We start from the raw sequence: 26,033 nt of genomic DNA on the forward strand, positions 1-26,033 counted from the left end.
GATTAACCAAACTCGCGCAGGCGATGGGCAATTTTACGGAAGAAGGAGTCCTGGCTGGCATCCCGATCTTTTTCACCGGTGATCACCACCGTCGCCGTGGTCCCCGCTGGCCACAGGTTGCCCTGCTGTTCATCAAGGTGAATACGTACCGGCACACGCTGCGCCAGACGCACCCATTCCAGGTTGGAATCCACCGTCGCCATTCCTTTAGTATCGTTAGAGCTGCTGGAGTTGGTCACCCCTGCAGCGACACTGTCGACGGTACCTTTGAAGACGCGGTTACTGCCCAGCGGCGTGATTTCCGCACGATAACCCGGACGCACGCCTTCCAGCTTGGTCTCTTCCATATAGGCGAGCACGTAGAAGGAGTTCTGTTTAACCAGCGCCACGGCAGTGGAGCCACGGGTAATAAACTCCCCGGCATAGACATTGAGGTTAGTGACCCAGCCGTCGGATGGCGCGCGGATCACGGTGCGCTCCAGATCGAGCTTAGCGAGATCGCGCGTGGCTTGCGCTTTCGCCAGCTGGTGCAGCACGGTTTGCAGCACGTTGTTAGACTGGTCTATCTCTTCACGGGACATGGCCTGAACGCCCAACTGGTTACGGCGGCCCGCCTCACGGCGTTTTTCCGATGCCAGCGCCTGGTAATAGGCGACATCTGCTTCCGCTTCTTCCAGCGCCTTCAGGTAACGAGGCTGGTCGATGGTGAACAGAACCTGATCTTTTTTCACCAGCTGGTTATCGTGAACATTCACCGCCGTGATTAGACCAGCCACATCGGGGGCGATGGCCACGACATCAGCGCTGAAGCGCGCATCACGCGTCCACGGTGATTCGGTGTAATAGACCCAGGCACGAAAAATAGCGATGAAGGCGAGGATAACCAGCGCCATCGTGATGGCAGTGCGGGAGATTTTTCTTGTTAGCGTTTTCACATCAACCTCAGACAAACATGCGCGATATCAGGTAAAACAGGCAGCAATACAGCGCGGTATTGAACAATGCAGGGTGCCAGACGAAATCGTAAATCCCGGTAGGGACCAGCACCTTGCGCACCAGCCAGAAGATCGCCAGTGATAAAAGTAGCTCGAAAAATATCGGTGGGAACGACAGACCGAACACCACGATAACGGGAAACAGACTCATGTTGACCTTGATAAGAGAGAGTGCAGGCTTCAGAATTTTTTAGCGCACGCCATCGCAGAAGAGCAAGAAACGTCGGGCGAGAATGGCGCAGCCGTTATGTAATTAATAATATATTAACGTAACTGTTATGCTGTTATCTATAATATGTGATCTAAATCACTTTTAAGCCAGAGTGAACAATGGAACGTTTAAAACGCATGTCGGTCTTCGCCAAAGTGGTTGAACTGGGTTCGTTTACCGCCGCGGCACGTCAGCTTCAGATGAGCGTCTCATCCATTAGCCAGACGGTCTCTAAACTGGAAGATGAGTTACAGGTCAAGCTGCTCAACCGCAGTACCCGCAGCATTGGGCTGACGGAGGCGGGTAAAATTTACTATCAGGGCTGCCGACGCATGATGCACGAAGTGCAGGACGTCCATGAACAGCTCTACGCCTTTAACAACACCCCGATCGGCACACTCCGTATAGGGTGTTCTTCAACTATGGCACAAAATGTACTCGCTGCCATGACCGCGGATATGCTGAAGGAGTACCCCGGGCTTACCGTCAATCTGGTGACGGGTATCCCGGCGCCGGATCTGATCGCCGATGGTCTGGACGTGGTGATCCGCGTGGGGGCGTTGCAGGATTCCAGCCTCTTCTCGCGTCGACTGGGCAGCATGCCGATGGTTGTCTGCGCCTCGAAAAGCTATCTTGCGCAGTACGGCGTTCCGGAGAAACCCGCGGATCTCACCAACCACTCCTGGCTGGAGTACAGCGTGCGACCCGACAATGAATTCGAGCTGATTGCCCCGGAAGGGATCTCCACCAAACTGCTGCCGGAGGGGAGGTTTGTCACTAACGATCCGATGACCATTTCGCGCTGGCTGGTAGCCGGGGCCGGGATCGCCTACGTACCGTTGATGTGGGTGATCAATGAGATCAACAGCGGCGTGCTGGAGATCCTTTTCCCTCGCTATCAATCCGATCCGCGCCCGGTCTACGCCCTGTATACCGAAAAGGACAAGCTGCCGCTCAAAGTGCAGGTGTGTATCAACTATCTGACCGACTATTTTGTGGACGTGGCAGAACTGTTTCAGGGGATGCGGGGAAGAAGGAAAGAATAGGCCTTTCCCCTCTCCCCGTTGGGGAGAGGGTTAGGGTGAGGCGGTGAAAAACTACGCTGTACCGCCCACCGTCAGATTATCCACTTTCAGGGTTGGCTGGCCGACGCCAACCGGCAGGCTCTGGCCCTCTTTACCGCAGACGCCCACGCCGTTGTCCAGCTTCAGATCGTAACCGACCATAGAGATCTGCTGCATGGCTTCGATACCGGAACCAATCAGGGTCGCACCTTTTACCGCTTTGGTCACTTTTCCCTTCTCAATCAGATACGCTTCTGAGGTAGAGAAGACAAATTTACCGGAGGTGATGTCCACCTGGCCGCCGCCAAAGTTTGGCGCAAAGATACCGTAATCTACAGACTCGATAATCTCCTGCGGCGTGGATTTGCCCGGCAACATGTAAGTATTGGTCATGCGCGGCATTGGCAGGTGCGCGTAAGATTCACGACGGCCATTACCCGTTGGCGCGACGCCCATCAGGCGCGCGTTGAGTTTGTCCTGCATGTAACCTTTCAGCACGCCGTTTTCAATCAGCACATTGTACTGGCCTGGCGTACCTTCATCATCGATAGCCACCGAACCGCGACGGTCAGGCATAGTGCCATCATCCACCACGGTGCACATCTCAGAGGAGACGAGCTGTCCAATCTGACCGCTGAACACGGATGTCCCGCGACGGTTAAAGTCGCCTTCCAGACCGTGGCCCACCGCTTCGTGCAGCAGCACGCCCGGCCAGCCTGCGCCCAGCACCACCGGGAATGTCCCGGCGGGAGCCGCAACAGCATTAAGATTCACCAGTGCCATACGCACGGCTTCTTTTGCCCACGCGTCAGCGCGCGCTTCGCCATCTACATCGCCCAGGAACCAGTCATAGCCGAAACGACCGCCGCCGCCGCTGGAGCCACGCTCGCGTTTACCGTTGTCATCAACCTGCACGCTGATGGAAAGACGCACCAGCGGACGCACATCGGCGGCCAGCGTACCGTCCGTTGCCGCCACCAGAATCAGTTCATAAACACCGCTCAGGCTGACAGAGACTTCCTGAACGCGTTTATCTGCAGCACGCGCCACTTTGTCCACGCGGCGCAAAATATCCAGCTTCTCTTCGCGGCTCATGCTTTGCAGCGGATCGATACTGGTATAGAGCGCAGAGTGCGACACTTCACCGAGGGTTTTCACACGGCCATCGCCAGTATCACGCACAATGGTACGCGCAGCCTGCGCACTTTGCTCCAGTGCAGCCAGGCTAATCTGGTCGGCATAGGCAAAACCGGTTTTCTCACCGCTGACGGCGCGCACGCCGACGCCCTGGTCAATGTTATAAGAACCATCTTTGATGATGCTGTCTTCTAAAACCCAGGATTCGTGATAGCTCGACTGGAAATAGAGATCGCCGTAGTCGAGACGGCGTTCGGTCAGTTGACCAAGAATGGAGAACAGGTCCTGATGGCTCAGGCCGTTCGCTGCGAGCAAATGTTCACTTACCAGGTTCAGACTCATCGTATTGCTACTCGTTCGTTGCCGCCCGTGGCGGTATAAAAATCGTATTTATTGAGAGTGAGGCAATTACCTGCCCACGTCAAATCATTGCTGTGCATCTTTGCGCGGCTGGCGCAGTACCTCGTTAATCTGAGGTTTATCCACCGGACCGGTAATGCGATAGCGCAGAATCGAGACTTTGCTCCACAGCGGGCCCAGCACTTTACTGGCAGCAAATACCGCCGCACCGACTATCGGGTTCACCACAAACGCCGCCGCCACGCCCACGCTCGCGGAAATTTCCGGCGCCACCACGGCTTCCATATCCAGCTCACGGCGTACCAGATTGACTGAGCCTTTCATGGCGATATCCGCTTCCAGGCCGTCTACCAGCGTGTCATCCGTATGCATCACGCCGTCCTTTATCCACGCCGTGCTGCGGATGGAATCGTAGTAGAAACCTTCGCTGAAGGTGTCGCTGAAATCGAAGCGCAGCTTGCGCAGCAGCGCATCAAAACTCAGCAGGCGCAGGATCTGCCCGGCGCGCCCCGTGCTCACATCGGCGATTTCACCCTTGCCAAAGCGGGTTTTTAAAATACCGTTCAGTGACGCTTCGTCTGGCTTCCACGGCGCGTCTCGCCAGTGAAGATCGTAATTCACGTCAAATGACGATCCCCGCAGCGGCGTAGTGATGCCAAAGAAATTGGTTGCCGCATCCAGTTTGTTGCCTTTAATGTCGCCCTTCAGGGAGGTCCGCTGTTCGCCAGGGTTATTGACCCATTCCCCTGCGGCCGTCATGCGGCCAAAACCGGTATCGACCAGGCCGCCGGAGAGCGTAAGCGTATTCCCCTGGATGGCAAAATCGCCGTCGATACGGCCATATTTTTGCCCCCACAGCCAGCATTCCGCGCAGCGCAGCTGGAGATCGGGCCAGCCGCTAAAATCGACACGGGAGGCTTGACTCAGCGGCGATGTGTTCGCCGGTTGATCTTTACTCGCGGTGGCCGGGTTGTAGTAGAGATAGCGAATCGCTGCCTGCCACGGCGCGTTATTACGCATGGTAAGCGTGCCGTTGATCTCCCGGCCCTGCGCCTCCACTTTGGAGCCATTCGCGGTGGGCTGAGAAACAATGCTAAGGTTGTTCCACTGCTGTCCGCCCAACATCAGCGACGGCGTGCGTACCGTAACGGTTTGCGGGAACTGGGCGGCTTCATCCACGTTTTGTCCAACGCCTTTCTGGAACAGCGCCAGCCACTCCGCGCCATCCATCGGCGGAAGATTGAGCTCAACGCCCTCATGGTCGGGCAGCGGTGGCGTGGTTTTGCTGTCCGTCGTCCAGATAGCCCTGTCGAGGGTGAGTTTGCGATTAAGCAGCCAGCGGCTGTTGAAATGGTTTGTGCTGCCCGCATTTCCGGTCAACGCAAAGCTGTTCAGGTTGCCATCGACGTCGACCTTCACCGGCAGCGATTGTCCGGCCTGTTTATCCAGCGGCGCGGGCAACTGGCTGTGGATGTTTTTCAGGTCACCCGTGATGTCGACCTTATACTGCACGCCTGCGTGATAAGGCAGCTCAATAGCCACTTTGCCATTCCAGGCTACCGCGCCATCCACTGACGCCTCAATTGGCTTCGGCAGGACGTCCATACGCGCAGGCTGCCAGTTACCGTCAAGATTGACGGCCACCTGGTAAGCTTTTTCACCCTCAGTGGTTGTGAAGTCAATATTCACCGGCTGATTAAACCAGCTGGCAGTCAGCGGCTCGCTCTTGAGGTTACCATTCACAAAACTGAACTGCCCGCTGAGGTTTTTCAGGGTGCTCTCAAGCGGTTTAATGTACAGACTGTTGTTCTTCAGACGGACGTCACCTTTGGCGGTGGTCATCTCACCGTCCAGCGGGATATCAAGATGTAAGCGAGCATTCACATCGCCATCAAGCTGGAGCTGCTGCAGCGTCGCCGCCAGCGACTCTTTCAGCGGCGTCTCCTCAAAGTACGGCCCCACCGCTTTACCTGGACCGTTGATGTCGGCATCGATAAGCAGCTTCTCTTTTGAGTAGTCCGGGATGTTAGCCGTCAGGTTGCTGGCCGTCACGCCGCCCAGCGCAACGCTGTCAGACTTCATCCATAAGCCGTCATTGAGGAAGTTAAGTTCGATATCCAGGTTTTTCAGCGCAGGCCAGCCAGGCTGGAACGCGAAGGTGGCGTTGTGCAGCGGCACCAGCACCTGGAACTGACCTTCATTATGTTTGTACGGGAAAAGGTGCGGATTACCACCGTAGACCAGTGTGGCATTATCCGCCTGACCGCCCTGAATCGCGCCGCTCAGATAGTCGACCAGCGCTTTCCCCATCAGGTTTTCCGGAAAATAGCGCCAGGCCTGAGAACCATCATCGGTACTGATGCCGGCCAGAATACCCAGCCAGGGCTCATCGCCATCTGGCTGCAGGTAGCGGAAATCGCCGCGTGCATGCACCGCTTTGGCTTTGACGTCGATATGCCTGCCATCAAGCTGGAAGCCCTTATCATTACGGAGCCAGTTCAGCACCGCATTGCCCTGTTCAATTTCCAGCGGCGCACGGAAGACCGTCTCGTAAGGCATTTTGGCGTGGTGCATATCCACCGTCAGCCTGCCGTTTTCCACGCTACCTTCCAGCTTGCCGCTGAAGTGCTCGGCCCCTGGAAGCAGCTTCCACTGCTTCCAGGCAAGATCGTTCCACGAGGCCTGGAAACGGGTTTTCTCTGTGGCCTGAAGCGGGATATCCAGCGCCAGCGCATCAATCTTGCCGCTCGGCTGCGTTGCCAGCCAAATCTCGCCCAGTTCCGGGGAGAGTTTCGCCGCCATCGAGCGCAGGCCTTCGATGGCTGTCAGATCCAGGTTACTGGCGCGGATACGCAGCTCATCGCTGCGTTTACTGGCCGCGCCGCCCACGTCCTGCTCCGGCATCCAGGCCAGCGTCAGCGCACCGCGCGGCCACGGCTTGCCGTCCATCGTGATGCGCGTATCCGGAATAGCAAACTGCCAGCCCTCTTTCTCCTGCGTCACATGCGCGGTGAGGCTATCGACGGAAAGCTGATGCTGCTGATTTTCGCCCTTCCAGCTTGCGCCCCCTTGCTTCAGCCAGATATCGCCGCTGGCGAATTTTCCTTTCGTCAGGGTTAGCCAGCCCTCAAGGCTGAAGCGGGCGGTTTCCAGCTGCATGTTTTGCTGTAACCAGTCGCCGAGCCAGGGCTTCACGTCCACATCGTCGGCCTGCAGCCAGACTTTACCGTTGTTTAGCAGGCCGTCATCGTCGCGCAGATCCATACGTACCTGCATCACGCCGTGCTGGCCGTTCAGGCTGGACAGGCTCACCAGTCCTTCCGCGCGGTGTCGGTTCTTGCCGTTAAGCCAGGTTAGCTGTGGGATCGCCAGTTCGGCGCGCTGGCCGGAAAGGGTAATAAAGCTCACTTCGCTGTCGCGCAGATCGAAATGATCGAACTGGCGGAGGAAGAGATCGCTGAAGCGGTTGGCTTCCAGGCCCTGATTATCCTCACCGCCCGTCAGCGGCGTATTGGTCAGAAACTGAAGCTGGTAAAAGGTGAGATCGCGAAACTGCCAGCGCAGATGCAGCAGGCTTTGCCAGACGTCCAGCGCCAGGGTCACGCGTTTGATTTTCAGATGGCCGCCATCTTTCAGGCTGGCATTGATATCCCGGACGTCGAGCGTCGGGCCAAAATTTTGCCAGCTGGCGCTTAGCTGGCTTACGTCCACCGGCACACCGGTGGTGGATTCGATTTTTGCCAGCAGCTGCGGACGCCAGCTGTCGAGATGCGGCAAAACGAGGCGTAGCCCGCTCACGAGCAACGCGACAATCACGACCAGCGTTGCCCCTGTAAGCAATAAAATCCCCGGCAATCGCCTCACGCATCTCTCCTTGTCAGCTTTAGTCACGCAGCGTACTGCGTTTTACATCATCACAACGTCAAACTGCTCCTGGTTATAGAGCGGTTCAATTTGTACTTTTACCTGTTTGCCGACAAAGATTTCCACTTCCGCCAGCGCGTGCGACTCTTCGCCTTTCAACGCTTCCGCCACCGCAGGGGAAGCATAGACCAGAAAACGGTCGGAGTCGTAGGCGTGATGAACACGGACGATTTCACGCATAATTTCGTAGCAGACGGTCTCAACCGTCTTTACCGTTCCGCGTCCATGGCAGGTTGGGCATTCATTACACAGCACATGCTCAACGCTTTCTCGGGTGCGTTTACGCGTCATTTCCACCAGCCCCAGCTGCGAGAAACCGTTAATGCTGGTTTTCACGCGATCCTTACTCAGCGCCTGCTCCAGTGAATGCAGCACGCGGCGGCGGTGATCTTCATTACTCATATCGATGAAGTCGATGATGATAATGCCGCCGAGATTGCGCAGACGCAGCTGGCGGGCAATCGCCTGCGTGGCTTCAATGTTGGTGTTGAAGATGGTGTCATCGAGGTTGCGATGGCCAACAAACGCGCCGGTGTTGATATCGACGGTGGTCATCGCTTCGGTCTGATCGATAATCAGATACCCGCCGGACTTGAGCTCAACCTTACGCTCCAGGGCACGCTGGATCTCGTTTTCGACATCATAGAGATCGAAGATAGGCTGACGCCCGGTGTAGTGCTCCAGCAGGCCCGGCATTTCCGGGATGTATTCAGCGGTAAATTCCAGCAGCGCTTCATACGTCAGGCGAGAGTCCACGCGAATGCGGTCGAGCTGCGCATCGGCAAAGTCACGCAGAACGCGCTGAGCCAGCGCCAGCTCACCGTAAAGCTGGTAGCGGGTCTGGTTGCGTTTTTTACGCTCCATCACTTTGGTCCAGACGCGCTTAAGGTATGCGGCATCGGATGCCAGATCGTCTTCGCTGATCCCTTCCGCGGCGGTGCGGATAATAAACCCGCCCTGTTCATCGCAGTAGGCGCTGACCACTTTCTTCAGACGCTCGCGCTCGCTTTCGCTCTCAATGCGCTGCGAAACGCCGACGTGTGACGCGCCGGGCATAAAGACCAGATAACGGGAGGGTAAGGTGATGTCGGTGGTCAGACGAGCGCCTTTGGTGCCCAGAGGATCTTTCACCACCTGCACCATTAAGTCCTGGCCCTGACGCACCAGTTCGGAAATATCGCGCACGGCAAACTGCTTTTGCTCTTCGCCTGCAACGCACTCGGTGTGCGGCATGATATCGGAGGCATGTAAAAATGCCGCCTTATCCAGACCAATATCTACAAAAGCCGCCTGCATACCCGGCAGTACACGACTGACACGACCTTTGTAGATATTGCCTACTATTCCGCGCCGCGCTTCACGCTCAATATGAATTTCCTGAAGAATGCCACCGTCAATATAGGCCACACGGGTTTCCGATGGCGTTACGTTTACCAACAATTCAGCCGTCATAATTATCCCTTCCCTCACGCAGTGAGTTAAAATTGCTCAGCAACTCATACGTTTCCACCAGCGGTAAGCCGACTACGGCGTGATAGCTGCCATGAATCTTCCTGACAAAACAGCCACCCAGCCCCTGAATACCGTATGCACCTGCTTTATCCATCGGTTCACCGCTGGCAATATAAGCGGCGATCTCGTCGTCGGTAAGTACTCTGAACGTGACATCGGTTACCACCAGACAATCCAGCACGTGCTGGCTATCCGCCAGCGCGACCGCCGTCATTACCTGATGCGTTTGCCCGGACATTTTGCGCAGCATACGCGTCGCATGTTCGGTATCGTGCGGTTTCTCAAGCACTTCACCATTAAGGATAACGATGGTATCTGCTCCCAGCACCGGCAGATCGCGGGGCACTAACGCCACGCCCGCCTGCGCTTTCTCGCGCGCCAGGCGAGAGACATATTGCTGCGCACTTTCGCCCTCAGCACGTTTTTCTTCAATGCCGGTCACGATGCGTTCAAAAGATACCCCTAACTGGGTCAGGAGTTCCTGACGGCGCGGGGAACCGGAAGCGAGATACAAAGACGTCATAGAAACCTTTTTATTGCACGGCAAACTGCTGGCGAACCTTACGCATCAGCAGGAACAGCCACGGCCAGAGCACACCGTTTACTACACTACTCCAGAACACTTCCGGTCGGAAAGAGACGTTGATCACTAAAAACTCTGCCCAGAAAACAACGATATCCGCAGCAAGCGACAACAACATCACGACCAGGGCCTGTTGCCAGAGCGCGAGGTTACGAAAGAGCTGGAATTTTAGTGCGACGAGGTACGCAATAATGCTCATGGACAGGGCGCGAACGCCCAGCGTAGAGCCACTAATGAGATCCAGTATGGCACCCATAACAAAACCCGTGCCGACATTTACGCGGTGCGGCAGGGCAAGGATCCAGTAAAGTAAAATGAGCAAGACCCAGTTTGGCCGGAAAACGAGAATGTTATCCGGCCAGGGCATAATCTGCAGCAACAGTGCAATGAGGAACGAGAGCCAGATGACCCAGCGTCCCTGGCTACGATAACTTGCCACTACTGCCCTCCCGAAGAGAGTTTAGGCGGTGGCGGCGCATCAGGCAGCGGCTGCGTTAACCCGGTTGCCGGCGCGGGCACTGGCGCAGGTGGCCCCATGGAGTCCGCAGGTGGAAGAACCTGCGGCATCATCTGCATCAGGCGTTCGTTTGCGACACGGTGCACCTCTTCAGGCGTCATCGGATTCGTGCCATTACGATCGGCACCCCAGAGCAGCAGCAGGTAGCGCAGACGCTGTAAACCCGCAGTCGGACGAGCCTGAATGACGGTGTACGCACGTTGAGTATCGAGCTTCACGGAAGAGACCACCGCAACCGGGTAACCCTCAGGGAAGCGTCCACCCAAACCGGAAGTCACCAGGACATCACCGACACGGATGTCCGTGTTCGCAGGCAGGTGCTCCAGCTGCAGATCGTCCGTACAGCCGTTACCGGCCGCAATCACGCGGATATCGTTACGCAGGACCTGGATAGGCAGCGCATGCGTGGCATCGCAAATCAGCAGCACGCGGCTGGTCAGCTTGGCGACGGCAACAACCTGCCCCACTACGCCTTTATCACTGATTACAGGCTGGCCTTCATACACACCGTTCACACTCCCTTTGTCGATCACAACCTGATCGCTGTAAGGATCGTTCACGGTGGAGATCACCTGGGTGACCATCTTCTGCTCATCCTGACGCAGCGGCGAGCCGAGCAGTTCACGCAGACGCGCGTTTTCCTGCTTATATTGCCCCAGCATCAGCAGTTCGCTGTTTTTCAGCAGCAGTTCCTGGCGTAATGCCCGGTTTTCAAGTTCGAGCTGGTCTCGTGAAGACAGCGTTTGAGAAACGGAGTCGAGCAGTTCACGGGGACCATTTGATATAAAGTAGAAAGGACTGACGGCGGTATCCATGTACGTTCTGATCTGGCTAAACGTACCGAGGCGGCTATCGGCAATAATGACGCCAAGCGCAACCAGAACCGCCAGAATAAGGCGAAACTGTAGCGATGGGCCACGGCTAAAAATTGGCTTCATAGGCTATGCGTATTCTCGTGTCAGAGAGAAAGGGTAGCGATTCGCTACCCTTTCACAATGACTACTCTTCGCTGAACAAGTCGCCGCCGTGCATGTCGATCATTTCCAGCGCCTTGCCACCACCACGGGCGACGCAAGTCAGTGGATCTTCTGCAACTACGACAGGAATACCTGTCTCTTCCATTAACAGGCGGTCGAGGTTACGCAGCAGCGCACCACCACCGGTCAGAACCATACCGCGCTCGGAGATATCGGACGCCAGTTCTGGTGGGCACTGTTCCAGCGCAACCATTACCGCGCTCACGATGCCAGTCAGCGGTTCCTGCAGCGCTTCCAGAATTTCGTTGGAGTTCAGGGTAAAGCCGCGTGGCACACCTTCCGCCAGGTTACGACCACGCACTTCGATCTCACGCACTTCATCGCCCGGATAAGCAGAGCCGATTTCGTGTTTGATACGCTCTGCGGTCGCTTCACCGATCAGAGAGCCGTAGTTACGGCGCACGTAATTAATGATGGCTTCATCGAAGCGATCACCACCGATACGTACGGAGGAGGAGTACACCACACCGTTCAGAGAGATAACGGCCACTTCTGTGGTACCACCACCGATATCCACCACCATTGAACCGGTTGCTTCAGACACAGGCAGACCTGCACCGATTGCCGCCGCCATTGGCTCTTCAATCAGGAACACTTCACGAGCACCCGCACCCTGAGCAGATTCACGGATTGCGCGACGTTCTACCTGGGTTGCGCCAACCGGCACACACACCAGAACACGCGGGCTTGGACGCATGAAGCTGTTGCTGTGAACCTGCTTGATGAAGTGCTGAAGCATTTTTTCAGTCACGAAGAAGTCAGCGATAACGCCGTCTTTCATTGGGCGAATTGCGGCGATGTTGCCAGGGGTACGACCCAGCATCTGCTTCGCGTCATGACCCACTGCGGCGACGCTTTTCGGCGAGCCTGCACGATCCTGACGAATGGCCACAACAGAAGGCTCATTCAATACGATGCCTTGTCCTTTTACGTAAATAAGGGTATTCGCGGTACCCAGGTCAATGGACAGGTCATTGGAAAACATGCCACGAAATTTTTTCAACATACTAAGGGATAATCCTGAAAGCTGGGGCGGAAAACAAAATCCGCTTACTTTACCAACCACACGCAGCAGCGACAAGGCGCAAAAATCATCTGCAACGGTGAAAATTTGTGCAGTACGTTTCCTGATGTTACAAAATTGATCCCTGACTCCCTCAGGGCTGAGTCAACAGCAGCATTCCTTACTGACCTTTGTAACCCGTTAAAGGTCGTTCACTGGCTTTTTGCTCGACATACTCAAAGCTACAGGCGCGATATTCTACGTGAAAACAACGTAAACGGCAGGTCAAACAGAGTATCTTTGCAAATATTTTTTCACGTTGGTGTCAAGCGGTTGAGAGGCGGCAAAAAAATCGCCCTGACCGCCCATGACACCGCGCTCTGTTAACATCTGCCATTCGCCCCTGGAGCGCACGCCCGCGGCAAAGACTTGTGTTCGGGTTCCTTTACACGCTTCAACCAGACTCTGAACCAGCAGCTGGTTTTCCGTGCGCTTTTCAATATTTCTTACCAGCCCTGGATGCAGCTTTAATAGCTCCACATCCAGTTCCTTGATCCAGTCGGTACTGACCAGCGTTAAACCAGCTTGTGTCACCGCCACACGCGCACCGAGCGCGTTGATCAAACGAACCACCGGACGTAACCGGCTGATGTGTTGACCCACATCCGCCTCAGCAAGTTCAAAAATAATGCGTTTGCGTTGCGATTTTTCGCATTGCATTAATGTATCACGCAACCAGCGCTGAAAACGCGGGCGTATTAACGACTCAACGGTGACCTGTAACGCCAGACTTTCTTCCGGCCAGAAAGATAAAAATGGGATCAGGCGGGAAATTTGCTGGCGGTCATACTCTTCAGACAGCCCGAATTGCAGCACCATTGGCAGATATTCCGCAGAAATAACCTCTTCCGTACCGTCAAAAATACGGCACATCAGTTCGCGATGATGGACATAGCCGTTTTTCATGACCGCCGGTTTTTGATAAATGCGTGGCCCACCGCGGCTCAGCATTTGCTCAATCAACGTACGCCACCGCACGTTTCCACGCCCTTTTTCCGGTAACGAGTCATCGTAAACGGCCCATCCGTTCGCCCCCTGCAACACGGCGTTGCGGGTAGCCGATTCCGCATGCTCCATCACCTGCTCCGTCGACTGACCGCCACGCCAGGCGCAGATCCCCATATGCACCATGTCGTCGCGGTCGAGCATTTTACTCTGGGGCAGCGCGTCTACCGCCTTCAGCAGCTGGCTGGCAATGCTTTCCGACTCTTTTAGCGTGCGATGCGGCAATAACACGGCAAAGTCGCTGCGGTGATAGCGGGCCAACAGTGCCCCGGGGTAGCGCATGATAAAGGTGGAGAGCAGGTTGATCAGCGTAAAGAGATTTTCTTCCGCGGCCCGCTGCCCCCATGTGTCGCGCAGCAGATCGAAATCGGGCAGGCGAATCATCATCACCACGCCGTGAGTGCCCACTTTTTCCGAATCGTCGAGCAGCGTGGCCAGTTGATTATCAAAGAAAAGGCGGTTGTTAAGGCCTGTTTTATTATCCTGCGCGGCATAAGAGCGGATCAGCGTATCCATACGGCTGCGCTGGTCGCTGGCAAACTGAATTTCTGAGAGCAACGTATCCAGCGCACTGCTGGTGCGTGACGGCCATTCATGAACAGAGCCGCGCACCTGCGGGCCGCGCTCACCGTTCAGGATGCGGACGGAGCGGATTTCCAGCAGTTCCTGCCCTGAGAGCTGGCGGCGCAACCAGCGAACCGCGAGAAAAATGAGCAGAATAATGAATGCAACCGCGATCGTGAGCGGCGCGGTGGTCATCATGGAACGGAAATAGCTGGCCATCGGATCGAGATAGACCATGTGAATGGTCATACCCGGGTTTTTAAGGGAGTGGACCGTTACTTCCCGGTACTGACTCACTACGCCCGCAGGGCGATAACTTCCCTGCCGTTCATGGCTTAAAACCTGATGCTTTCCCTGCTGAATATCGATCCGAATAATATCAACCGGCACCATCAGCTCATCCAGTTCCCGGGAGAGCGCCGGGAGTGGCGTGGTCAGCAGACGCGTATCAATGACCGACGCAACAGACTGCACCCGGTTGACCAGTTTGTCCTGAATGGCGTTATAAAAGCTCAAAGAGCAACCCAGAAGCGTGACAAAGATGGTCAGCCCCGTTAGCAGGGTGATAAAAGCCGAGAACTTCGTCGTTAATCGCATCCTTGAGATTACTCCGTGGGTTGAGGGGGTAGCGAGTAAGCGCTAACTTGCATTTCAAATGCGGCATACTACCAAATCGGGCGTATCTGGCAATTTATTGCGTTAAATCGGCATTGATTTACCCTGAGCGAGTATAGTCTTCAGAAATTATTTTCCAATCATCTGAGTCGTGAGGACCCCGTATGCAGGCTTTGATCTTAGAACAGCAGGACGGCAAAACGCTTGCCTCAGTACAGGCCGTAGAAGAGAGCCGTCTGCCGGAAGGCGACGTCACCGTCGATATCGACTGGTCCAGTTTAAATTACAAAGATGCACTGGCGATCACCGGTAAGGGTAAAATCATCCGAAATTTCCCTATGGTGCCGGGTATTGATTTTGCTGGCCGGGTCCACAGCAGCGAAGACCCTCGCTTCCATGCGGGCCAGCACGTGTTGCTCACCGGCTGGGGTGTGGGTGAAAATCACTGGGGCGGGCTGGCAACACAGGCGCGCGTAAAAGGCAACTGGCTCGTGCCGATGCCGAAAGGCATGGATGGTCGCAAAGCGATGATCATCGGCACCGCAGGCTTTACCGCCATGCTGTGCGTGATGGCGCTGGAAGAGGCGGGGGTTCGCCCTGAGTCGGGTGACATTGTCGTGACCGGCGCCAGCGGTGGCGTGGGGAGCACGGCGGTAACGTTGCTGCACAAACTGGGTTACCAGGTCACGGCGGTTTCCGGCCGGGAAAGTACGCATGATTATCTTCGCCAGCTCGGTGCCAGCCGCATTCTTGGCCGCGATGAATTCGCCGAAACCCGTCCACTGGAAAAACAGGTCTGGGCGGGCGCGGTAGATACCGTCGGCGATAAAGTGCTGGCGAAGGTCCTGGCGCAGATGAACTACGGCGGCTGCGTGGCAGCCTGCGGTCTGGCGGGCGGCTTTGCCCTGCCAACTACCGTCATGCCGTTTATTTTGCGTAACGTTCGCCTGCAGGGCGTGGACTCCGTGATGACGCCAGCGGCTCGCCGCACGGAGGCCTGGGAACGTCTGGTACGCGATCTGCCGGAATCGTTCTTTACCCAGAGCGCAACGGAGATAAGCCTCAGCCAGGCGCCAGACTATGCCAGTAAAATCATGGATAACCAGTTCCACGGTCGCGCGCTGGTGAAAATCGCCTAATCTTCAAATTTTCGTGACATATTCGCGTGAAGCGCTCTCCTCCGTCATGCTTAGAAAAACGCATGACGGAGGATGCCATGAAAAACCGAAAACTGACGGAAGCCGACGTAACGTCCGAGTCTGTCTTTATGTTACAGCGCCGCCAGATCCTGAAAATGCTTGGCATCAGCGCCACTGCACTGACGCTCTCCCCTGCGGCACATGCCGACCTGCTCGACTGGTTTAAAGGTAACGATCGCCCTAAGGCGCCTTCCGGTGCCCCGCTTACGTTTACGAAACCCGCCGAGTGGCAAAACAAACTGACGCTCACCCCTGAAGACAAAGTCACCGGCTACAACAACTTTTACGAATTTGGTCTGGATAAAGCCGATCCTGCCGCCAATGCAGGCAGCATGAAAACCGATCCGTGGACGTTGAAAATTGACGGCGAGGTGGCAAAACCCCTGACGCTCGACCACCACGATCTGACCACCCGCTTCCCGCTCGAAGAGCGCATCTATCGCATGCGCTGCGTGGAAGCCTGGTCGATGGTGGTACCCTGGGTCGGCTTCCCGCTGCATAAGCTGCTGGCGTTGGTTGAGCCCACCAGCAATGCAAAATATGTCGCCTTCCAGACGCGCTACGCTCCGGACGAGATGCCGGGCCAGAAAGATCGGTTTATCGGCGGTGGACTGGACTATCCGTACGTTGAAGGGCTACGCCTCGACGAAGCCATGCATCCCCTTACCCTGCTGACCGTTGGCGTATACGGCAAGGCGCTTCCTCCTCAAAACGGCGCCCCCATTCGGTTAACCGTACCGTGGAAATACGGCTTCAAAGGAATTAAGTCTATCGTCAGCATTAAGCTGACCCGCGAGCGTCCGCCAACGACCTGGAACCTGGCAGCACCGGGTGAATACGGTTTCTTCGCGAATGTGAATCCGCATGTGGATCATCCCCGCTGGTCGCAGGCGACTGAGCGCTTTATTGGCGCGGGTGGTGCGCTGGACGTTAAGCGTCAGCCCACGCTGTTGTTTAACGGGTATGCGGATGAAGTGGCTTCGCTTTACCGTGGCCTTAATTTACGGGAGAACTTCTGAGTGCGTTTAACGGCAAAGCAGATTACCTGGCTGAAAGTGCTGCTGCATTTAGCTGGGATACTTCCTTTTATCTGGTTGTTCTGGGCCGCCAGTCAGGGCCTTTTTAGCGCCGATCCAGCAAAAGATATCCAGCATTTTACGGGTCGGATGGCTCTGAAATTTTTACTGGCAACCTTGCTCGTCTCGCCGCTGGCGCGCTACGCTAAACAGCCATTATTGATACGTACCCGTCGGCTTTTGGGGCTATGGTGTTTTGCCTGGGCGACGCTGCACCTTACCAGCTACGCCCTGCTGGAACTGGGAATTAACAATCTGACACTGCTTGGCCGAGAGCTGGTGACACGCCCTTATCTGACGCTGGGTATCGTAAGCTGGCTGGTTTTACTGGCGTTAGCGCTGACGTCCACGCAATATGCGCAGCGAAAGCTGGGCAGACGCTGGCAGTTACTGCACAACTTCGTCTATCTTGTCGCGATCCTCGCCCCCATTCATTATCTGTGGTCGGTGAAGATCCTCTCCCCGCAGCCAGTCCTGTATGCGCTGGCGGCAGTGGCGCTTTTAGCATGGCGTTACAAGAAGTTCCGCCAGTGGTTGCGATAGTTCGCGAAACTGTGCGTTTTCCCGCAGATTCCCCCTCAACCGCAAATCTTTTTTGGATTGCGGTTGATAATCTTCCCTGATAAGACCAGTATTTAGCTGCCAAATGCTACGAAATCGTTATAATGTGCGACCTTGGTTCGCCTGACAGTGGTTTTTGGCCTCTGAAAAGGTGACATTTGCGCTTCGACGGTATATTTTGTTTTTTACCCGAAAATCGCAGGAGATAGCGGCATAATGACTGACAAGTTCCATATCTTAGTATTGAACGGACCGAACCTGAACATGCTCGGCACCCGTGAGCCAGAGAAGTACGGCACGCTAACATTGAGCGAAATTGTTAACCGTCTGAGCACGGAAGCAGCATCGCTGAATGTGGATTTGGATCATTTTCAGTCAAACGCGGAGTACGCAATCATCGACCGTATTCATCAGGCTAAAGACAATGTGGACTATATCCTGATCAATCCGGCCGCGTTTACGCACACCAGTGTTGCTATCCGCGACGCACTGCTCGCGGTGAGTATCCCGTTTATCGAGATCCACCTGAGTAACGTGCACGCCCGAGAGCCGTTCCGCCACCATTCGTATCTGTCGGATATCGCTACTGGCGTTATCTGCGGACTGGGCGCTGACGGTTATTCATACGCTTTACAGACAGCGGTAAAACGCTTGTCACAATCACACTAAACAAGAGTACGGAACCCACTCATGGATATTCGTAAGATTAAAAAACTGATCGAGCTGGTTGAAGAATCAGGCATCTCCGAACTGGAAATTTCTGAAGGCGAAGAGTCTGTACGCATCAGCCGTGCAGCCCCAGCCGCTAGCTTCCCGGTAATGCAGCAGGCTTACGCTGCGCCAGTGCAGCAGCCTGCGCTCTCCGCAGCCGTTGCACCAGCAGCTGAAGCCGCACCTGCCGCTGCAGCAGAAATCAGTGGTCACATCGTACGTTCCCCAATGGTTGGTACTTTCTACCGCACCCCGAGCCCGGACGCGAAGGCGTTCATCGAAGTGGGTCAGAAAGTCAACGTAGGCGATACCCTGTGCATCGTTGAAGCGATGAAAATGATGAACCAGATCGAAGCAGACAAATCAGGTACTGTGAAAGCGATTCTGGTCGAAAGTGGTCAGCCGGTTGAATTTGACGAGCCGCTGGTCGTCATCGAGTAACGAGGCGAACATGCTGGATAAAATTGTTATCGCCAACCGCGGCGAGATTGCACTGCGTATTCTTCGTGCCTGTAAAGAACTGGGCATCAAGACCGTCGCGGTGCACTCAAGTGCGGATCGCGATTTAAAACACGTATTGCTGGCGGATGAGACGGTCTGTATTGGCCCGGCTCCGTCCGTAAAAAGCTATCTGAACATCCCGGCTATCATCAGCGCCGCTGAAATCACCGGCGCGGTGGCAATTCATCCGGGTTATGGCTTCCTCTCTGAGAACGCCAACTTTGCTGAGCAGGTTGAACGCTCTGGCTTTATCTTCATCGGCCCGAAAGCCGACACTATCCGCCTGATGGGCGACAAAGTGTCTGCGATCACCGCGATGAAAAAAGCCGGTGTGCCAACCGTACCAGGCTCTGACGGCCCTCTGACCGACGACATGGATGCTAACCGTGCTCATGCTAAACGCATTGGCTACCCGGTTATCATCAAGGCGTCCGGCGGTGGCGGCGGTCGCGGTATGCGCGTAGTACGCAGCGATGCTGAACTGGCGCAGTCCATCTCCATGACCAAAGCGGAAGCGAAAGCGGCTTTCAGCAATGACATGGTGTACATGGAAAAATACCTGGAAAACCCACGCCACATCGAAATTCAGGTGTTGGCTGACGGTCAGGGTAACGCGATCTATCTGGCAGAACGTGACTGCTCCATGCAGCGTCGTCACCAGAAAGTCGTCGAAGAAGCACCTGCGCCGGGCATTACCCCGGAACTGCGTCGCTACATCGGTGAGCGTTGCGCCAAGGCGTGTGTCGATATCGGCTATCGCGGGGCGGGTACTTTTGAGTTCCTGTTCGAAAACGGCGAGTTCTACTTCATCGAGATGAACACCCGTATTCAGGTTGAACACCCGGTTACCGAAATGATCACCGGCGTTGACCTGATCAAAGAACAGCTGCGTATCGCTGCGGGTCAGCCGTTGTCCATCAAGCAGGAAGAAGTCGTGGTGAAAGGCCATGCGGTTGAATGCCGTATCAACGCCGAAGACCCGAACACCTTCCTGCCAAGCCCGGGTAAAATCACGCGTTTCCACGCGCCGGGAGGCTTTGGTGTGCGTTGGGAGTCTCATATCTACGCCGGTTACACCGTACCGCCGTACTATGACTCAATGATCGGTAAGCTCATCTGCTACGGCGAAAACCGTGACGTGGCGATTGCCCGCATGAAGAACGCCCTGCAGGAGTTGATCATCGACGGTATTAAAACCAACGTTGATCTCCAGATGCGCATCATGAGCGACGAGCACTTCCAGAATGGTGGAACTAACATCCACTATCTTGAGAAGAAACTCGGCCTCAACGAGAAGTAATCTAAAAACACGCCTGTTTATCAGGCGTGTTTATTTTTTGCGTCCTTGTTTCTCACCCCAAACTATTTACCGTCACTATATGTCCAACCCAACCTAGAAATATTCAATATCATCATTTTTTCTACATTTACTTTTCATCATTCCTCGGTTCTTAACGATATTACAGCGTGATGTAATGAGTCCGTTTTTCTTAATATTTTCTCGATAACGGACATATCTTTTATGAATATACTGAAGAGTGGCATACAGAAAAAATGTGTTGCTGCTGCGCTGTTATGTGCATCGGTAACGTCTTTGCCTTTATACGCTGAAACCACGGCCAACTGGTGGGAAAGATGGCAGGATAACCAGGCCTTCAATGAAGCTCTGGATGAACTCGGTATGAGTTATCAACTGTTATCTGAAGATCCACAAAAAACCCTCACCCGTTCAGCCGACCCGACTGATGTTCTCTACTGGCAAAAGCGCACCATGCAAATTTATGGTGATGCTGACAAAGACATTTATTATATTCCAGCCATTGAAGATCATGATGAAGCTCGTGCCAGAACAGGCTTCACAGGTCGCAATCCCTATTTTAATACCTATTATTATGGTGAAGAGGGTGATACGTTCACATTGACCACCTCTTCCCAACCCGATGATGTGGTCTGCTACGCAGGACTGGAAAATCAATACAGCGGTACAATCACCACTAAATATCAGGTGCAGTTAAATGCCAATCACTCAACGCAATATACCCTGAGTGAAAATGGATTAATGCTGCTGGCCTGCTGGGATAAAAGTGGTACCTATAGCCATATGAACACACTCGTTCGTGTGGATGTCACATCGACGACCGCGAAAAAACACCCGCTATTTGTTTTCGGACTTAACACAAAAGAAGAGTGGAAGGCCCTGAGCCAGCAGAGTACACCGACCGGGCAAACGCTGCTGTTTGACGGGCGCTCTCGGTATGTCGTGAATAATTCCACCGCTAAAGCGTCACTGAATACCAATGTGCTGCAAATGCTGCGCGAACAATTAAGCTACGTCATGGACTATGATAGGGTTAACGGGCTTGATGGGTCATCGTATTTACATCAGCCTCTGCGTGGTTTGAATTTCGGTATTTTTAACAGCTGCTGCTGGTCTCAGGGAGGAGCCGGACGTATTGGGATCGGCTTTGGCAACAGCTTACCAACCGAAACCAGCTGGGGCCATTGGCATGAATATGGCCACCAAAATCAGATGACCTGGGCATGGGACGGGTTAACGGAAGTGACAAATAATATTATGTCCGTTTCAGCCTGCCGTGTGTTACGCGGAGAAGTCACGGATAAATCCTGTCACGAAAACCTGTATTACAACAATTTCTCCTGGGATCAGCAGGCCGTAGGTTCTTTCCTGAACTCTGGCGAAACACACCAGTTTGATACTGACACTGACGTCTTCCGTAAATTAATGATGTTTGCGCAGCTGAAAACATCGTGGCCCGATCTCTTCGCTTATATTGGCAAAGCCTACCGCGAAACCTATAACGAGGGTAAAGGTAAATCTCTGGTTGCAACCAATCAACAAAAAATTGATTTCTTTGTGGTCAATGCCAGCAAAGCAGCGGGACGTGATTTACGTGAATTCTTTACACGTTGGGGTTTAGGCTATTCCGCTGATGCTGACTCACAAATTGCTGCTCTGAAATTACCTCAGCCGAACAAAGTGACGAAAACCTTTACCGGTAGCCTGAACGGCTCTTCCCCGATAACGATTGAAGTTCCGGCTGAAGATAACACTGTGAATATTGCTTTTGTGACCAACACACCTAAGGCTGGCCCTACCTCTCTGGTCTGGGTTGAGGATGGTGAAACGCCACTGTATGCGCAGGTTGTCGATAGTCGTAACAGAAGCTTCATCGTGAAACTGCGTGGCCAGAACAGCCATGGCGGCTGCAATATTCATTCCGTTAACACCGCGGTTAACTGCAACTCAGGAACAAGCGCATATTTAAGAGTCGCTTATAAAGCAGAAGATAACCCGCATCTGCCTCAGGGCAGCTATACGGGTGTTCTTCATCTGATTGCGCGTGACTGGCACAACACGGACTGGACGGCAAACGTGAATGTCGATCTCTCCATTGTGAAGTAAGTGCTTTATTGCTGCGCCAGTTTCTGGCGCAGCAGAAAATGATTCGGCCTGACTTGCTTATTTATCAGATTGACTACAATGAATATTAATTAGTTCTACATTTAATAATCCGTTACGAAATGTTGTAATTAAACAAGCTTCACCTCATGTTTAATTACGGACATTTTAACTATGAATATATTTCAACATGGAATAAAGAAAACTTTTTCCATCGCAGCACTACTTTGTGCGTCTGTTTCTTCCGCTTGTTATGCGGCGGAGACGGTCTCTACTAACCAAACGATGTGGGACGAGTGGAAAAATAATCCGGGATTTACTGAAGCACTCGATGAATTAGGTATTGACTACAATAATTTAATCAATCCAGCTTATGCATCAACCTATGATGTACAAAATGTCAATAACCCCCTGTTCTGGCTCAACCGTACTTTAAAAGTTTACGGTGAGGCTGAACAAGGTCGCTATCAAATTCCTGTTACCGAAGTTCATGGCAATGGCACGAACAGAACCACCAACGGTGGACGTAATAATTACATCTTAACACATACGTGGGGCGTCAAGGGTGAAAACGTTACCCTCCGTCTCGGTGATGTTCCGCAAAATGTTTCCTGCTATGCTGCCGTTGATCCTAAGGAAGGTGCGAATAAGTCACCAAACGCAAAAAAACGCCTATGTAAGTGATTGAATTTAATTGACTAAAAGTTTCATTTTCGTTGCGGAGGGTACTTATTCGCACCCTCCCTAACTACGAAGGTATTGTCGGTCCTGCTAATGAGCTTATTCTGAATGCAAACGGTGACACAACCTACACATTCTCTCAGAACGCGCTGCTTATCGTTGGGTGTCAGGATAAAACCAAAAAAATGGAGAATATTGATACATTCGTCTCCGTTGATATTGTTAACGGCGGTACGTATCACCCCCTCTTTATCTTTGGTATGAATGACAGAGCCGAGTGGCGCCAGCAAGCACAGGCCACAACGCCATCAGGCTACCACTTTATGTTTGATGGCAGGACACGCTTCGTTGCAAGTCAGGCAATTGCGCAAAACTCAGCAACTAAAAATATAGAGCAGACCCTCCGCCAGTCGCTGCTGCGAACCATTACTTATGACAAAGTCGATGGGCTGGATGGCTCGAGCTGGTTGCACCAGCCTAGCCGTGGCTTGCTCTTCGTCTCTTATCAGAGCTGCTGCTGGGCAAATAGCGGGCAAGGGCTGATTGGCGTGGGTGGTGACAGCTCAATCCCTGAGACGCCGAGCTGGCTCGACTGGCACGAATACGGTCATCAGTTCCAGATGGGATGGTCCTGGAGTGACCAGGGAGAAGTTACCGTCAACCTTTATTCTATCGCTGCATGTTACACCACCCTCGGCGATACCGATTTCAAAAACTGTCATAGTAATGAAGGCTTTTACGGTTTCGGTTGGGATCAACAAGCTGTCGGCACTCTGCTGAAATCCGGGCACACCTGGAATTTTGCTAAAGAAGATCTGTTCCGTAGGGCGTCTTTCTTTGGTGAAATAATGACGAGCTGGCCACAGCTTTACCCGGCACTGTCGAAAGCTTACCGTGAAGTTAACCAGAATGACCCAACCCTGGTTAATAGCAGCCAGAAAAAAATCGACTGGTTTACGCTTAATGCCAGTAAAATCGCCGGCGTTAATCTGAACCAGTATTTCCAGCAGTGGAATATTCCCCTTTCCGCAGAGGCGATTGCAGCAATTAATGCGCTGAATTTACCTCAACCTAAGAAAGTTGCGAAAACCTTTACCGGTAGCCTGAACGGCTCTTCCCCGATAACGATTGAAGTTCCAGCTGAAGATAACACCGTAAATATTGCTTTTGTGACCAACACACCTAAGGCGGGCCCTACCTCTCTGGTCTGGGTTGAGGATGGTGAAACGCCACTGTATGCGCAGGTTGTCGATAGCCGTAACAGAACCTTCATCGTGAAACTGCGTGGCCAGAACAGCCATGGCGGCTGCAATATTCATTCCGTTAACACCGCGGTAAACTGCAACTCTGGAACAAGTGCATATTTAAGAATCGCTTATAAAGCAGAAGATAACCCGCTTTTGCCTCAGGGCAGCTATACGGGTGTTCTCCACCTGATTGCGAATGACTGGCACAACACTGACTGGACGGCAAACGTGAATGTCGATCTCTCCATTGTGAAGTAAATGCTTTATTGCTGCGCCAGTTTCTGGCGCAGCAGAAAATGATTTGGTATCCCCCCTGCAATGCGTACAATCCGCCTCTCACTATGAATTATCCAGGAGAGTGGATGGACGCTCGTTTTGTTCAGGCCCATAAAGAAGCGCGCTGGGCGCTGTGGCTGACCCTTCTCTATCTTGCCGCATGGTTGGTAACCGCTTACTTACCTAATTCAGACATCGGTATTACCGGCCTGCCACACTGGTTTGAAATGGCGTGCCTGCTGGTACCGCTGGTATTTATCCTGCTGTGCTGGGCGATGGTTAAATTTATCTACCGGGATATTCCGCTGGAGGACGATGATGCAGCTTGAAGTCATTCTGCCGCTTGTCGCATACCTGCTGGTCGTATTTGGCTTGTCCATTTATGCCATGCGTAAAAGGGCGACCGGCGCCTTTCTGAATGAGTATTTCCTCGGTAGCCGTTCGATGGGTGGCGTCGTGCTGGCCATGACGCTGACGGCCACCTACATCAGCGCCAGTTCATTTATCGGCGGTCCCGGTGCCGCGTATAAGTACGGGTTAGGCTGGGTACTGCTGGCCATGATCCAGCTACCTGCCGTCTGGCTCTCTCTGGGTATTCTGGGTAAAAAGTTTGCCATTCTGGCACGGCGCTATAACGCCGTGACGCTCAACGATATGCTGTTTGCACGCTACCAGAGTCGCTTGCTGGTATGGCTGGCAAGCCTGAGCCTGCTGGTCGCCTTTATTGGTGCGATGACGGTGCAGTTTATCGGTGGAGCTCGTCTGCTGGAAACGGCAGCCGGGATCCCCTACGAGACAGGGTTGATTATCTTCGGGGTAAGCATTGCGCTGTATACTGCGTTTGGCGGATTCCGCGCCAGCGTGCTGAACGATACGCTGCAGGGAATGGTCATGCTGATTGGTACGATCGTTCTGCTGGTGGGCATCGTTCATGCTGCGGGTGGACTTACGCATGCGGTGGAAACCCTGGAAGCCATAGATCCGAAACTGGTCTCGCCGCAAGGCGCGGATGATATTCTTTCTCCGGCATTTATGACGTCGTTCTGGGTGTTAGTCTGCTTTGGGGTGATTGGTCTGCCCCATACCGCCGTGCGCTGTATCTCCTATAAAGACAGCAAAGCCGTTCACAAAGGCATTATTATCGGGACGATTGTCGTCGCGATCCTGATGTTCGGTATGCATCTGGCGGGTGCATTAGGACGTGCAGTCATCCCTGACCTTACCGTGCCGGATCTGGTGATCCCGACACTGATGGTTAAAGTGCTGCCGCCATTTGCCGCCGGGATTTTCCTTGCTGCGCCAATGGCCGCTATTATGTCCACTATCAACGCCCAGCTACTGCAAAGCTCCGCGACGATCATTAAAGATCTCTATCTCAACCTGCGTCCTGAGCAGGTAGAAAATGAACGTCGCCTGAAGCGTATGTCAGCCATTATTACGCTGGTGTTAGGGGCATTGCTGCTGTTAGCCGCATGGCGCCCGCCGGAGATGATCATCTGGCTGAACCTGCTGGCGTTCGGCGGCCTTGAAGCCGTTTTCCTCTGGCCGCTGGTGTTAGGTCTCTACTGGGAACGTGCCAATGCTGCAGGCGCGCTGGGCGCGATGATTGTTGGCGGTGTGCTGTATGCCGTACTCGCAACGTTTAAGATTCAGTACCTGGGCTTCCATCCTATTGTGCCTTCGTTACTGCTAAGTTTACTGGCGTTTGTGGTGGGGAACCGTTTCGGTCAGCCCGTCCCACAGTCCGCTATGATTTCTACTGATAAATAAAGA

At 53.9% G+C, this 26,033-nt stretch carries 22 protein-coding genes; 12 read left to right on the forward strand and 10 right to left on the reverse strand.

The window, feature by feature from the left end:
• Positions 1 to 2: 2 nt before the first annotated feature.
• Positions 3 to 935 (reverse strand): p-hydroxybenzoic acid efflux pump subunit AaeA, encoded by a 933-nt coding sequence (gene aaeA, locus ACOTXR_RS06475; RefSeq protein WP_058690879.1) that lies wholly within the window; start codon positions 933 to 935, stop codon positions 3 to 5.
• 7 nt (positions 936 to 942) lie between these two features.
• On the reverse strand, positions 943 to 1,146 hold the full coding sequence (gene aaeX, locus ACOTXR_RS06480; protein WP_003860416.1) for a p-hydroxybenzoic acid efflux pump operon protein AaeX: 204 nt from the start codon (positions 1,144 to 1,146) through the stop codon (positions 943 to 945).
• A 179-nt stretch (positions 1,147 to 1,325) separates the two neighbouring features.
• Between aaeX and aaeR the strand changes: the two genes are divergently transcribed.
• On the forward strand, positions 1,326 to 2,252 hold the full coding sequence (gene aaeR / locus ACOTXR_RS06485; protein ID WP_045134756.1) for an HTH-type transcriptional activator AaeR: 927 nt from the start codon (positions 1,326 to 1,328) through the stop codon (positions 2,250 to 2,252).
• Positions 2,253 to 2,303: 51 nt separating this feature from the next.
• On the opposite strand, the gene tldD is transcribed toward aaeR, so the two are convergent.
• The 8 genes from tldD to csrD form a co-directional block, all read right to left on the reverse strand.
• The gene (gene tldD / locus ACOTXR_RS06490; protein ID WP_421767003.1) at positions 2,304 to 3,749 is read right to left on the reverse strand and encodes a metalloprotease TldD; all 1,446 of its coding nucleotides are present in this window, start codon (positions 3,747 to 3,749) and stop codon (positions 2,304 to 2,306) included.
• Positions 3,750 to 3,833: 84 nt separating this feature from the next.
• Positions 3,834 to 7,631: an AsmA2 domain-containing protein YhdP gene (gene yhdP / locus ACOTXR_RS06495; protein WP_058690877.1), complete on the reverse strand. Its 3,798-nt coding sequence runs from the start codon at positions 7,629 to 7,631 to the stop codon at positions 3,834 to 3,836.
• Between the two features lie 42 nt (positions 7,632 to 7,673).
• Positions 7,674 to 9,143, reverse strand: coding sequence for a ribonuclease G (gene rng, locus ACOTXR_RS06500; protein ID WP_014885432.1), 1,470 nt, complete (start codon positions 9,141 to 9,143; stop codon positions 7,674 to 7,676).
• Positions 9,133 to 9,726 carry a Maf family protein gene (locus ACOTXR_RS06505; RefSeq protein WP_058690876.1) on the reverse strand — a complete coding sequence of 198 codons (594 nt, stop codon included), beginning with the start codon at positions 9,724 to 9,726 and terminating at the stop codon, positions 9,133 to 9,135. The genes rng and ACOTXR_RS06505 overlap by 11 nt, the downstream gene beginning before the upstream one ends.
• 10 nt (positions 9,727 to 9,736) lie before the next feature.
• A complete protein-coding gene (gene mreD / locus ACOTXR_RS06510; protein WP_008502849.1) occupies positions 9,737 to 10,225 on the reverse strand; it encodes a rod shape-determining protein MreD in 489 nt (162 codons plus the stop codon).
• Complete coding sequence (mreC, locus tag ACOTXR_RS06515; protein ID WP_008502850.1) at positions 10,225 to 11,241, reverse strand: rod shape-determining protein MreC; 1,017 nt, start codon at positions 11,239 to 11,241, stop codon at positions 10,225 to 10,227. The genes mreD and mreC overlap by 1 nt, the downstream gene beginning before the upstream one ends.
• 61 nt (positions 11,242 to 11,302) lie before the next feature.
• Positions 11,303 to 12,346: a rod shape-determining protein MreB gene (mreB, locus tag ACOTXR_RS06520; protein ID WP_000913396.1), complete on the reverse strand. Its 1,044-nt coding sequence runs from the start codon at positions 12,344 to 12,346 to the stop codon at positions 11,303 to 11,305.
• A gap of 282 nt (positions 12,347 to 12,628) precedes the next feature.
• On the reverse strand, positions 12,629 to 14,569 hold the full coding sequence (gene csrD, locus ACOTXR_RS06525) for an RNase E specificity factor CsrD (RefSeq protein ID WP_058690875.1): 1,941 nt from the start codon (positions 14,567 to 14,569) through the stop codon (positions 12,629 to 12,631).
• Between the two features lie 182 nt (positions 14,570 to 14,751).
• On the opposite strand from csrD, the gene ACOTXR_RS06530 reads away from it, so the two are divergent.
• The 11 genes from ACOTXR_RS06530 (at position 14,752) to panF (ending at position 26,030) form a co-directional block, all read left to right on the forward strand.
• Complete coding sequence (locus ACOTXR_RS06530; RefSeq protein WP_200923726.1) at positions 14,752 to 15,726, forward strand: MDR family oxidoreductase; 975 nt, start codon at positions 14,752 to 14,754, stop codon at positions 15,724 to 15,726.
• Between the two features lie 77 nt (positions 15,727 to 15,803).
• Positions 15,804 to 16,805, forward strand: coding sequence for a protein-methionine-sulfoxide reductase catalytic subunit MsrP (gene msrP, locus ACOTXR_RS06535; protein WP_023331424.1), 1,002 nt, complete (start codon positions 15,804 to 15,806; stop codon positions 16,803 to 16,805).
• A complete protein-coding gene (msrQ, locus tag ACOTXR_RS06540; protein ID WP_014885437.1) occupies positions 16,806 to 17,405 on the forward strand; it encodes a protein-methionine-sulfoxide reductase heme-binding subunit MsrQ in 600 nt (199 codons plus the stop codon).
• A gap of 234 nt (positions 17,406 to 17,639) precedes the next feature.
• Positions 17,640 to 18,092 carry a type II 3-dehydroquinate dehydratase gene (aroQ, locus tag ACOTXR_RS06545; RefSeq protein WP_023331425.1) on the forward strand — a complete coding sequence of 151 codons (453 nt, stop codon included), beginning with the start codon at positions 17,640 to 17,642 and terminating at the stop codon, positions 18,090 to 18,092.
• A gap of 21 nt (positions 18,093 to 18,113) precedes the next feature.
• Positions 18,114 to 18,575 (forward strand): acetyl-CoA carboxylase biotin carboxyl carrier protein, encoded by a 462-nt coding sequence (gene accB / locus ACOTXR_RS06550; RefSeq protein WP_010436174.1) that lies wholly within the window; start codon positions 18,114 to 18,116, stop codon positions 18,573 to 18,575.
• Between the two features lie 10 nt (positions 18,576 to 18,585).
• A complete protein-coding gene (gene accC, locus ACOTXR_RS06555; RefSeq protein WP_003860388.1) occupies positions 18,586 to 19,935 on the forward strand; it encodes an acetyl-CoA carboxylase biotin carboxylase subunit in 1,350 nt (449 codons plus the stop codon).
• 222 nt (positions 19,936 to 20,157) lie between these two features.
• Entirely contained in the window at positions 20,158 to 22,059 is a 1,902-nt protein-coding gene (locus tag ACOTXR_RS06560) for a M60 family metallopeptidase (protein WP_058690874.1), read from the forward strand.
• 171 nt (positions 22,060 to 22,230) lie between these two features.
• Positions 22,231 to 22,740, forward strand: a complete 510-nt coding sequence (locus ACOTXR_RS06565) for a hypothetical protein (RefSeq protein WP_257411029.1) — start codon at positions 22,231 to 22,233, stop codon at positions 22,738 to 22,740.
• A 182-nt stretch (positions 22,741 to 22,922) separates the two neighbouring features.
• Positions 22,923 to 24,242 (forward strand): M60 family metallopeptidase, encoded by a 1,320-nt coding sequence (locus tag ACOTXR_RS06570; protein WP_257440721.1) that lies wholly within the window; start codon positions 22,923 to 22,925, stop codon positions 24,240 to 24,242.
• A 104-nt stretch (positions 24,243 to 24,346) separates the two neighbouring features.
• Positions 24,347 to 24,589, forward strand: coding sequence for a YhdT family protein (locus ACOTXR_RS06575; protein WP_014885441.1), 243 nt, complete (start codon positions 24,347 to 24,349; stop codon positions 24,587 to 24,589).
• Entirely contained in the window at positions 24,579 to 26,030 is a 1,452-nt protein-coding gene (gene panF, locus ACOTXR_RS06580; RefSeq protein WP_014885442.1) for a sodium/pantothenate symporter, read from the forward strand. Before ACOTXR_RS06575 ends, panF begins: the two co-directional genes overlap by 11 nt.
• Positions 26,031 to 26,033 lie beyond the last annotated feature (3 nt).

It is taken from the genome of Enterobacter cloacae complex sp. IR53030 (assembly GCF_049238365.1).
Taxonomy (GTDB): Bacteria; Pseudomonadota; Gammaproteobacteria; order Enterobacterales; family Enterobacteriaceae; genus Enterobacter; species Enterobacter kobei.